The sequence below is a fragment of the Actinoallomurus acaciae genome (assembly GCF_042429965.1).
In the GTDB taxonomy this organism is placed as follows: Bacteria; Actinomycetota; Actinomycetes; order Streptosporangiales; family Streptosporangiaceae; genus Actinoallomurus; species Actinoallomurus acaciae.
Genome location: NZ_JBHLZP010000357.1, coordinates 1 through 8,692 on the forward strand (window position 1 = coordinate 1; position 8,692 = coordinate 8,692).

Consider the following 8,692-nt stretch of genomic DNA (forward strand, 5'->3'; position numbering starts at 1 on the left):
CCGGTGCGCCGGCGCACCGGGGGAGTCGGAGCGCCGCTCGGCCGGCGCCGCCCAGGCGTCGGAGACGCCCTCGGCCAGGACGTTCAGCGCGAGCACCGTGACGAGGATCAGCAGGCCGGGGAAGACCGTGGCCCACCATCCGCCGAGCAGCACCATGTTCCGGCCGTCGGCGATGACGCTGCCCCAGGAGGGGTTGGGCGGCCGGACGCCCGCGCCGATGAACGACAGGGACGCCTCGAAGACGATCGTGTCGGCCACCATCACCGTGCAGAACACCAGCACCGGGGCCGCACAGTTGATCGCGATGTGCCGGATCAGGATGTGCGGGGCGCGGGCGCCGATGACCCGCTCGGCCGCGACATAGTCCTCGCCGTACTGGGCGAGGACGTTGGCCCGCACCACCCGGGCCACCGGGGGCATGTAGAGGAAGGCGATCGCCAGCACCAGCACCAGGATGCCGCCGCCGAAGACCGCGACCAGCACGGCGGCGAGCGCGATGCCGGGGAACGCCATGATGACGTCCAGCACGCGCATGATCGTCTCGTCGACGGACCGGCGGGAGGTCGCGGCGACGGCGCCGATCAGCGCGCCGCTGACCAGCGCGATCGCGGTCGCCCCGAGCCCGATCACCAGCGACCAGCGCGAGCCGTACAGCAGCCGCGAGAAGATGTCGCGGTTGGAGCTGTCCAGGCCCATCCAGTGCGAGCCGCTCGGGCCGCCGCCCGCGGCCTCCTGGACGTACGGCGAGTGCGGCGCCAGCACCGGGGCGAACACCGCGGCGATGATGACGACCACCACCACGCCCAGGGCGATCCACGAGGCGGGGCCCAGCCGCCGGAAGCCGATGCCCGCTCGCGACAGTCTTCCGGCCAGTCCGCTGCGCATCAGCCGGCGCTCCTCAGTCGGGGGTTCACCAGGAGATAGAGGATGTCGATGACGAGGTTGACCACGACGAAGCCGGTCGCGATCGTCAGCACGACGCCCTGGACGACCGCGGGGTCACCGTTGCGCACCGCCGTGATCATGAGCTGGCCCATGCCGGGCAGCGCGAAGATCGTCTCGATGACGACCGCGCCGCCGAGCAGGTAACCGACCCGCAGGCCGAGCACGGTCAGCGGGTTGATCAGGGCGTTGCGCAGCACGTTGCGGCCCACCACGACGATCGGCGGCAGGCCGCTGCCGATCGCGGTTCGCACGTAGTCCTTGTCGAGTTCCTCGACCATCGACGTGCGGATGATCCGGGTGAGGTAGGCCGCGACGGGCAGCGACAGCGCCAGCGCCGGCAGGGTCAGCGACCGCAGCCAGCCGCTGAGGGAGTCCGCCGGATTGATGTAGCCGCTGGTCGGGAACCAGCCGCGGTCGACCGCCAGGTACTGGATCATCAGCAGCGCCAGCCAGAACGCCGGCGCGGCGACGCCGACCAGCGACACGAGCCGGATCAGCTGGTCCGGCCACCGGTCCCGGAAGATCGCCGCGATGACGCCGAAGATCACCGCCAGCACGATCGCGATCACCACGCCGAACAGCGTCAGCTGAAGCGTCAGGGGAAGCGCGGTCGCGATCGAACTGCGCACCGGCGCCTTGGTGAGCGCGCTCGTCCCCATGTCACCGCGGACCAGCTGGCCGACGAACCGCACGTACCGCACCGGCAGCGGGTCGAGCAGGCCGTTATCCACTTGGAACTGGTGAATCTGCGCCGCGGTGGGATTGGATCCCTCAAAATACGCGTACTCCGGTTTGTTGTCGGAGAACCGCATGATGATGAAGACGAACAGTACGACGCCCAGCAACAGGGGAATCAGGATGAGGACGCGGCGCACCAGCATTCTGGCGATCGCTGCCACGGATGCCTCCTGGGAAATCGGGTCGGGGTGCGGCGGACGGTCAGATGCGTTTCGCCTGCAGGAGGGTGACCCCGGGGTAGGCCTGGGCGCGGACGCCGGTGAGCTTCTTGGGGTTCCACGCGGTCATCAGCTCGGTGTGCACGACCGGATAGAGCACCGCCTGCTCGGCGATGACGTCGATGTACTGGTGCACGAGCGCCAGCTTCTTCTGCTTGTCCGGCTCCCGGGTGGCCTTGTCCATCAGCGCGAAGAGCGACTTGGCGTCAGAGCTCTTGTCCCACTTGGTGTACTTCATCCAGGTTCCGCCGGACGTGTAGTTGTACCGGAGGATCAGGTCGGCGTCGAGGCCGAATTGGTTGGGGTTCGAGGCCGCCGCGACCACCTGGTACGACTGCGACTGGTCCATCTTGGTGAACAGCGCGCTGGTGTCCTGCGGCTCGAGCGAGGTCTTCACGCCGATGGCGTTCCAGGAGTTGGCGATCGTCGGCAGGCAGTCGGCGACCCAGCTCACGTTGACCGCCATCAGGTTGACCGACAGGTTGGTGACTCCCGCGGCGGCGAGCAGCGACTTGGCCTTGTCCGGGTTGTAGTCGTAGACCGTCTTGGCCCGGGCGTACGCCGCGTTCTCCTGGTTGAGGAAGCTGCTCGCCGGGGTGCCGTGCCCCTTCAGCGCCACGTCGATCATCTTCTTGGTGTCGATCGCGTAGAACAGCGCCTGGCGGACCCGCACGTCGTCGAACGGCTTCTGGGCCGTGTTGAACATCAGGAACATGTGGTTCATGCCCTTGCCGCCCTCCACGGTCAGCCCCTGCTTGCGCAGCTGGTCGATGTTGGCGTACGGCACGTTGTCGGCGATCTGCGCCTCCGCGCTGCCGCCGGAGATCTTCGCCACGCGGGCCGAGGCGTCCACGATGGACAGCCAGTTCATCTTCTTGATCGCCGGCTTGCGCGGGCCGTTGTAGGCCGGGTAGGCCTCGAACGCGGTGTTGGACTTGGGGTTGTGCGCGGTCATCTTGTACGGGCCCGAGCCCACGGCCTTGCCGTTCTTGGCCGCGTCCCAGCCGCCGGGCGCGCCGAACACGTGCTTCGGCATGATCTTGGCGATGGTCAGCCGGGGGAGCGCGTCCGGGAACGGGAACTTGAGGACCAGTTCGACGGTGGTGTCGTCGACCTTGCGGACCTCTTTCAGCCAGGCGGAGAAGAACGAGTACGCCAGCGTCGACGGGTCCATGACGCGGTCGAAGGAGAACAGCACGTCCTCCACGGTGACCGGCTTGCCGTCGTGCCACGTCGCGCCCTGCCGCAGGGAGAACCTCCACGACGTCGCCGAGGTGTCGGCCGGCAGGGCGGTGGCGAGTGCCGCGTACGGCGCGCGGGTGATCGGGTCGGTGTCGACCAGGCCCTCGTACATGTGGTTGATTCCGGCCATGGCGAAGGCCGACGCCGTCATGCTCGGGTCCCAGGTCTGGTCGTTGCCGTAGCCGATGACCACGGTCACGAGGTCCTTGTTGCCGCCGGAGCCGGCCGAACCGGTCGAGGCGGGGCCGCCGCACGCGGAGATCGTCGTGGAGATGGCGGCCGCGGCGCTCAACGTCCCGCTGTAACGCAGGAAGTCGCGGCGGCTGAAGGCGGATCGAGGGGCGCTCACGGTGTCTCCCGGTGTGGACGGTCAGGGAAGGCGGCGGAAACTTTAGGGCAGATATGGGACGTCCCACGTCCTATCTCCTGTAGCGTTGGAGACTAGAAGTGGGTTCTGTGCCAAGTCAAGAGCAGATGATCAGGAGATTTCCGTGACGTTGCGCGACGGTCGTCACCTCGCCGGGACAGGGCCTGCCCCCGCCCGAAGCCGCCGGCTCAGCCGCGCGATCGAGGTCCAGGAGGCGGTCAAAGAGATCATCGTTCGGCGCGGCCTGACCGCCGGCGATCCGCTGCCGACCGAGTCCGAGCTCATGCAGGAGCTGGACATCGGGCGTAACTCCATCCGCGAGGCGCTGAAGGCCCTGCAGGCCGTCGGCATCGTGGACATCCGCCACGGCTTCGGCATGTTCGTCGGCGAGATGTCGCTGAACGGCCTGGTGGACGAGTTGGCCTTCCACAGCCGGATCGGCCCGCAGGACGAGCCGAACCACCTGGCCCACCTCACCGAGATCCGCGAGATCCTGGAGAACGGGCTCGCGTGGCGTCTGATCGATCGGCACGGCGGTGCCGACCTCGCCGAGACGCTGTCCCCGGTCCGCGAGGTGATCGAGCGGATGGAGGAGGAGTCGCTCGTCGGGGCGGTCGCGCCCGAGACCGACCGGCTCTTCCACGACCTGCTCTACCGGCCGCTCGGCAACCCGCTCGTCGGCCGCCTCCTCGGTGCCTTCTGGCAGGTCTACCACCAGCTCAGCGAGGAGCTGGGCACCCCCGACGAGACTCCGGCGCAGGTCGCGCGCAAGCACCGCGACATCTATGAGGCGGTCATCGCCGAGGACCGGACGGCCGTCGCGGCGGCGATGAGCGCGCACTTCGCCGGCATCCGCACCCGGCTCGCCCGCCTGCGCAGCGGCTGAGCCGCCCGACGTCGAGTCCGGGCCCGGGGCGCCACCGCCCCGGGCCCGGCGTTCTTCAGGACAGGTCGCGCAGATCGATGCGGCGGAAGGTGATCGTCTCGTTGGCACCGGCGGTGCCCGTCTCGTACAGCAGGCCGACGGTGCGGGCGTCGACCTGGACGAGGTCGGAGTAGGACGCCGGCAACTGCGAGAGCGTGAGCGCGGACCGCCAGGTGACACCGCCGTCGCGGCTCATGCGCAGCGTCATGACCGCCCGCTTGCTCGGATCGGCCGGGCCGGAGAAGAGCAGCGGCGCCTTGGGTCCACGCGTCTGCAGGACGCTGCCCTCGACCACCGGCCCGGCGAGCGCCGGCTGCGGCTGGAACGGTCGTCGCAGGGTACGGCCGCCGTCCAGGCTGTAGGCGTCGGCGCGGTTCCCGTCCGCGGTGCCGTTCTGGTCGCGCGTGTTGAAGTAGACGCGCCCGTCCGGCAGTTCGGTGGCAGTGGTCTCGTTGACGTTCACCTGGCCGTCGGTGTTGTCGTCGACGTAGCCGATGTGCCAGGTCCGGCCGTTGTCGTCGCTGTACAGGTCGTGCCCGCCGTAGTACTTCGCCTCCGAGCCGAGGTCGGCCGAGCCGGCCGGCGGCGCGATGGAGTGGTTCGCCGGGACGACGAGCCGGCCGCGGTGTGGTCCGTGGGTGAGCAGCGTCGCGTGGCCGGGGCCGGTGGCGTACCAGCGCCAGTTCGGGAGCTTGGCCGTCGCGGTGATCTCACGTGGCGCAGACCAGGTGGCCCCGTCGTCGTCGCTGTACTGCGTGAACACGCGCCTGCCGTCCTCGGCCGGCACCTGGCCGCGCAGGATCTGCGTCTCGGTGGCCGTGCCCGCGTTGTACGTGGTCAGCAGCACGATGCGGCCGTTCGCGGTGACGACGGGCGCGGGGTTGCCCGAGGTGTTCGGGCCGCTGTCCTGCACGACTCGCAACGGCTGCCAGGTGCAGCCTCCGTCGGTCGAGCGCTTCACGACCGTGTCGATGTTCCCCGCGTCGCCGAGCCCGTCCGACCGGCCCTCGGCGAACGCCAGCAGGTCACCCGACCTCGTGGTGATGACCGCCGGTATGCGGAACGCGCTGTACCCCTCGGTCCCGGCCGTGTACGGCACGGAGACCTCGCACCCTCGCGGTGCCGCCTGAGCCGGTGTCACGCCGGTGGCCGCGGCCGCGAGCAGGGCCGTGACTCCTGCGGCGACCACCGGCCCGCCGCGTTTGTGCAGACGCATGACTCTCCCCAATCTGGACGTAGGACGTCCTATGTCCCGGGAAAGCTAACGGTGGCCGCGGAGGGCGTCAAGGCTTTCGTCGTCGATCCGCCCGGGGCGCCTGCGGTAGGTTGATGCTCGTCCGGCCCGGGCCGGTCATACGACTCCCAAGGTTCTCCAGGTGGCCGCTGGATGACGAGCGGGTGGGGCCGCCTGGCGGCCGACGGCGGCGAGCGCTTGGGCGCGTTCGCCGTCCTCCGGGCGTTCTTCCGGCCAGGCCGGCCGATGAAGGTCGGTGCCGACAGCGCCGAGGAGGCCGCTCTCCGCGGTGGCACGGCCCCGGCCGGGTCGAGCGCGCTCCTGGAGATCCGGCACCCCGCGGCGGCCGTGATCCCCGATGCCGCGCTCCCGCTGAGCGTCGAGGACGCCGCGCTCATGCGGGCGGCCCAGGCCGACGTGCGGACCGTTCTCGGCACCGCCCGCGGCCGCAGGCTGACTCCGGAGGAGCTCATCCGGCTCGTGCGCGGCGTGAACCCGACAATGTCGTCCGGCAACTGCCTCGAAGGTTCGCTGGCCCTCGACGCGATGTTCCGCGGAGAGGCGGTCGTCGCGGGACCGGGCCACCCGGTGGACACCGAGTTCGCCGCGAGGCTGCTCGAGCGGCACTCGATGTACCGCGTCCCGCGCCTGCGCGCGGACGAGTTGTCCACCGCGGAGTCCCAGCTGACGTCTTTCGGCAGCGGGGCACGGGGCATCATCCTGCGGCGGGGCGCCGCGGACGAAGGCATCCCCAGCCACACGTACAACGTCGTGAATTTCGGTGGCCGGATTCGTTATCTCGACGGTCAGGTGGGCAAGGTGTTCGACCGGCATCCGGCGCGCGGAGAGCTTTCCACTTATGACTTCTTCCGGACGGCGTGATGAGGAGAAAAGTGATCAGCAAGGATGACGCCGCGCGCGTCGTACAGGAGTTCCTCGACCGGACCTATCGGCGCGACAGCGGCCATCCGGCCGTTGTCATCGCGGAGTCCGCGACGGTGGAGAAACCCTACGGCTGGCTGTTCGTCTACAACACGGCCGAGGCGTTGCGGACCGGCGGACCGGGGCTGGTCGGAAACGGGCCGCTGCTGGTCCGCCGCGAGGACGGGAAGATCGTCCAATTCTCCTCTTTCTATACGAGCGAGTCGGCGCTCGAGGCGTACGAGGAGGATCCCGGCCGGTTTCGAGCCACGGGCCACTGAGCGCGTCGGGCCCACCGCCGTCACACGTCGCCGCGCGGCCGTACGGTCAGAACAGGCTCAGCGGCTCGACCGGCGCGGGCTCGGGCAGCGGCTGGAGCTCCGGCACGCGGGCCCGCACCTCATCGTGAAAGCGGCGGGCGAGTTCCGGCGCGTCGGCGTTGTCGGGGGTGTGCACGAACACCGTGGGGGAGCGGCCCTCGCGCAGCCAGCCGGCGACCGTGCCGACCCATTCCTGCCAGCCCTCCACCGTGCGCTCGGTGGCGTCGCGGCCCAGGTAGCGGACGATCGGCCGGTCGGTGAGCGCCGCTGTCCTGCGGGGGACACGCGGCTTCTTCAGCCACGCGTCACGCTCGGCGTCGCTGGTCGGCGGGGTCCGGAACAGCGTGACGGTGTCGAAGGGCACCCACTCGGCGCCGGGACCGGCGAGCACCCGCTCCAGGAGCCGGGCCGCCCGCGCGTCCTCGAAGAACGCGGGATGGCGGACCTCGACCGCGGAGCGGTACGCGACGGGGAGCCGGCGCAGGAAACCGGCCAGGACACCGGCGTCGCCCGGGGCGAACGACCGGGGGAGCTGCACCCACAGGGCGTGGACCCGCGGCCCGAGCGGCTCGATCGCGCTCAGGAAGGCCCGCAGGTCCTCCTCGACGTCCCCGAGGCGGCGCTCATGCGTGATCGTCTTGGGCAGCTTCACCACGAAACGGAAGCCGGGATCGGTCTGCTCCGCCCAGGTCCGCACGGTCTCCCGCGACGGCGTCGCGTAGAACGTGGTGTTGCCCTCCACCGCGTTGCACCAGGTCGCGTACGACCGCAGCCGTTCCCGCGAGGAGGCGGGCACGAACCGCCCCTGCCACGACGCGTGCGTCCACATCGCACATCCCACATGAAGCCGCATGCCGAAGACGCTAGCGCCTGTCAGACGTCGCCGAGAGCGTCGATGACGCTCAGCAGGTGGCGGCGGGCGGCGCGTTCGGCGGCCTCCGGGGCGCGGGCGCAGACCTCGTCGATGATGGCCAGGTGCTCGGCCAGGGAGACGTGCGGTCGTCCGGGGACGAGGGAGAGCCGGAACTGATGGCGGACGTTCTGCGCGCGGAGCCGCTCCAGTACCCCGGCGGCGGTCGACTGGCCGCTGATCTGCCGGATCCGCAGGTGGAGTGTCTGGTTGAGCCCGGAGTAGCGCATGATGTGGCCCTGCGACACGGCCGTGCGCATCGCGGCGCCGAGTGTGCGGAGTTCGGCGATCTGCTCGTCGGTGATGCGCTCGGCGGCCTTGGCCGCGCACAGGCCCTCGACCACCATGCGGACCTCGGAGATCTCAATGGCCTCCTCGAGTGTGACGGCGCGGACGCGCGCGCCGCGGTTCTGGGCGCGCTCGACGATGCCCTCGTTGGTCAGCTCGAACAGCGCCGTACGCACGCTTGCGCGGCTCGCGTCGAACCGGGTGGACAGGTCCGCCTCGACGAGGCGCTGGCCCGGCGCGAACTCGCCGGCGAGGATCGCCTCGCGGATCGCCGCCAGCACGCCGTCGCCCCCGGCGCCGCCCGGGTGTCCCCCGGCGGGCGGGTGCGGTGTCGCCGTCACCGGTCCGGTGGTGCCGGCTCTCCGGCGAGCTGGTCGAGCCAGGCGCGGCTCGCGTCGCTGATCCGTGCCGGCACGTCCAGTTCGCCGAGCAGCCGCGTCGCGGCGCGCATCTCCTCGGCCCGGCGTACCGCGTGCCGATAGCTGCCGGTCTCCAGCCGCTCGGCGAAACTCTCGTCGGCGGAGGCGAGCTCCTCGGCGATGTGCCGCCGCATCCAGTCCTCCAGCCCGGCCCGGCGGGCGGCG

10 protein-coding genes are annotated in these 8,692 nt (G+C 70.5%); 3 read left to right on the top strand and 7 right to left on the bottom strand.

Annotation, left to right across the window (positions count from 1 at the left end):
- The 3 genes from ACFFNX_RS34185 to ACFFNX_RS34195 all read right to left on the bottom strand — a co-directional run.
- On the bottom strand, positions 1–885 hold an 885-nt coding region (locus ACFFNX_RS34185; RefSeq protein WP_378210033.1), incomplete at its 3' end, for an ABC transporter permease.
- Entirely contained in the window at positions 885–1,844 is a 960-nt protein-coding gene (locus ACFFNX_RS34190; RefSeq protein WP_378210034.1) for an ABC transporter permease, read from the bottom strand. The genes ACFFNX_RS34190 and ACFFNX_RS34185, both read right to left, overlap by 1 nt.
- 40 nt (positions 1,845–1,884) lie before the next feature.
- Entirely contained in the window at positions 1,885–3,492 is a 1,608-nt protein-coding gene (locus ACFFNX_RS34195) for an ABC transporter substrate-binding protein (protein WP_378210036.1), read from the bottom strand.
- 142 nt (positions 3,493–3,634) lie between these two features.
- Here ACFFNX_RS34195 and ACFFNX_RS34200 point away from each other — a divergent pair, with 142 nt between their 5' ends.
- A complete protein-coding gene (locus tag ACFFNX_RS34200) occupies positions 3,635–4,396 on the top strand; it encodes a FadR/GntR family transcriptional regulator (protein WP_378210038.1) in 762 nt (253 codons plus the stop codon).
- Between the two features lie 55 nt (positions 4,397–4,451).
- Here ACFFNX_RS34200 and ACFFNX_RS34205 read toward each other — a convergent pair whose 3' ends face one another.
- Positions 4,452–5,651 (bottom strand): sialidase family protein, encoded by a 1,200-nt coding sequence (locus tag ACFFNX_RS34205; RefSeq protein ID WP_378210040.1) that lies wholly within the window; start codon positions 5,649–5,651, stop codon positions 4,452–4,454.
- 171 nt (positions 5,652–5,822) lie between these two features.
- Between ACFFNX_RS34205 and ACFFNX_RS34210 the strand changes: the two genes are divergently transcribed.
- Entirely contained in the window at positions 5,823–6,551 is a 729-nt protein-coding gene (locus tag ACFFNX_RS34210) for a toxin glutamine deamidase domain-containing protein (RefSeq protein WP_378210042.1), read from the top strand.
- A gap of 11 nt (positions 6,552–6,562) precedes the next feature.
- Positions 6,563–6,871 carry a YrhB domain-containing protein gene (locus tag ACFFNX_RS34215; RefSeq protein WP_378210044.1) on the top strand — a complete coding sequence of 103 codons (309 nt, stop codon included), beginning with the start codon at positions 6,563–6,565 and terminating at the stop codon, positions 6,869–6,871.
- A 46-nt stretch (positions 6,872–6,917) separates the two neighbouring features.
- Here ACFFNX_RS34215 and ACFFNX_RS34220 read toward each other — a convergent pair whose 3' ends face one another.
- From ACFFNX_RS34220 to ACFFNX_RS34230, 3 genes are all read right to left on the bottom strand, one after another.
- The gene (locus ACFFNX_RS34220) at positions 6,918–7,763 is read right to left on the bottom strand and encodes a DUF72 domain-containing protein (RefSeq protein WP_378210046.1); all 846 of its coding nucleotides are present in this window, start codon (positions 7,761–7,763) and stop codon (positions 6,918–6,920) included.
- 20 nt (positions 7,764–7,783) lie between these two features.
- Positions 7,784–8,449, bottom strand: a complete 666-nt coding sequence (locus tag ACFFNX_RS34225; protein ID WP_378210048.1) for a GntR family transcriptional regulator — start codon at positions 8,447–8,449, stop codon at positions 7,784–7,786.
- Positions 8,446–8,692, bottom strand: a 247-nt coding sequence (locus tag ACFFNX_RS34230) for a DUF1932 domain-containing protein (RefSeq protein ID WP_378210050.1), incomplete at its 5' end; no start/stop codon positions are given. The genes ACFFNX_RS34225 and ACFFNX_RS34230, both read right to left, overlap by 4 nt.

Bases quoted from the DNA above. Each gene is read 5' to 3' on its own strand.
- ACFFNX_RS34210 (WP_378210042.1), top strand. From the start codon at position 5,823: ATGACGAGCGGGTGGGGCCGCCTGGCGGCCGACGGCGGCGAGCGCTTG.
- ACFFNX_RS34205 (WP_378210040.1), bottom strand. From the start codon at position 5,651: ATGCGTCTGCACAAACGCGGCGGGCCGGTGGTCGCCGCAGGAGTCACG.
- ACFFNX_RS34220 (WP_378210046.1), bottom strand. From the start codon at position 7,763: ATGCGGCTTCATGTGGGATGTGCGATGTGGACGCACGCGTCGTGGCAG.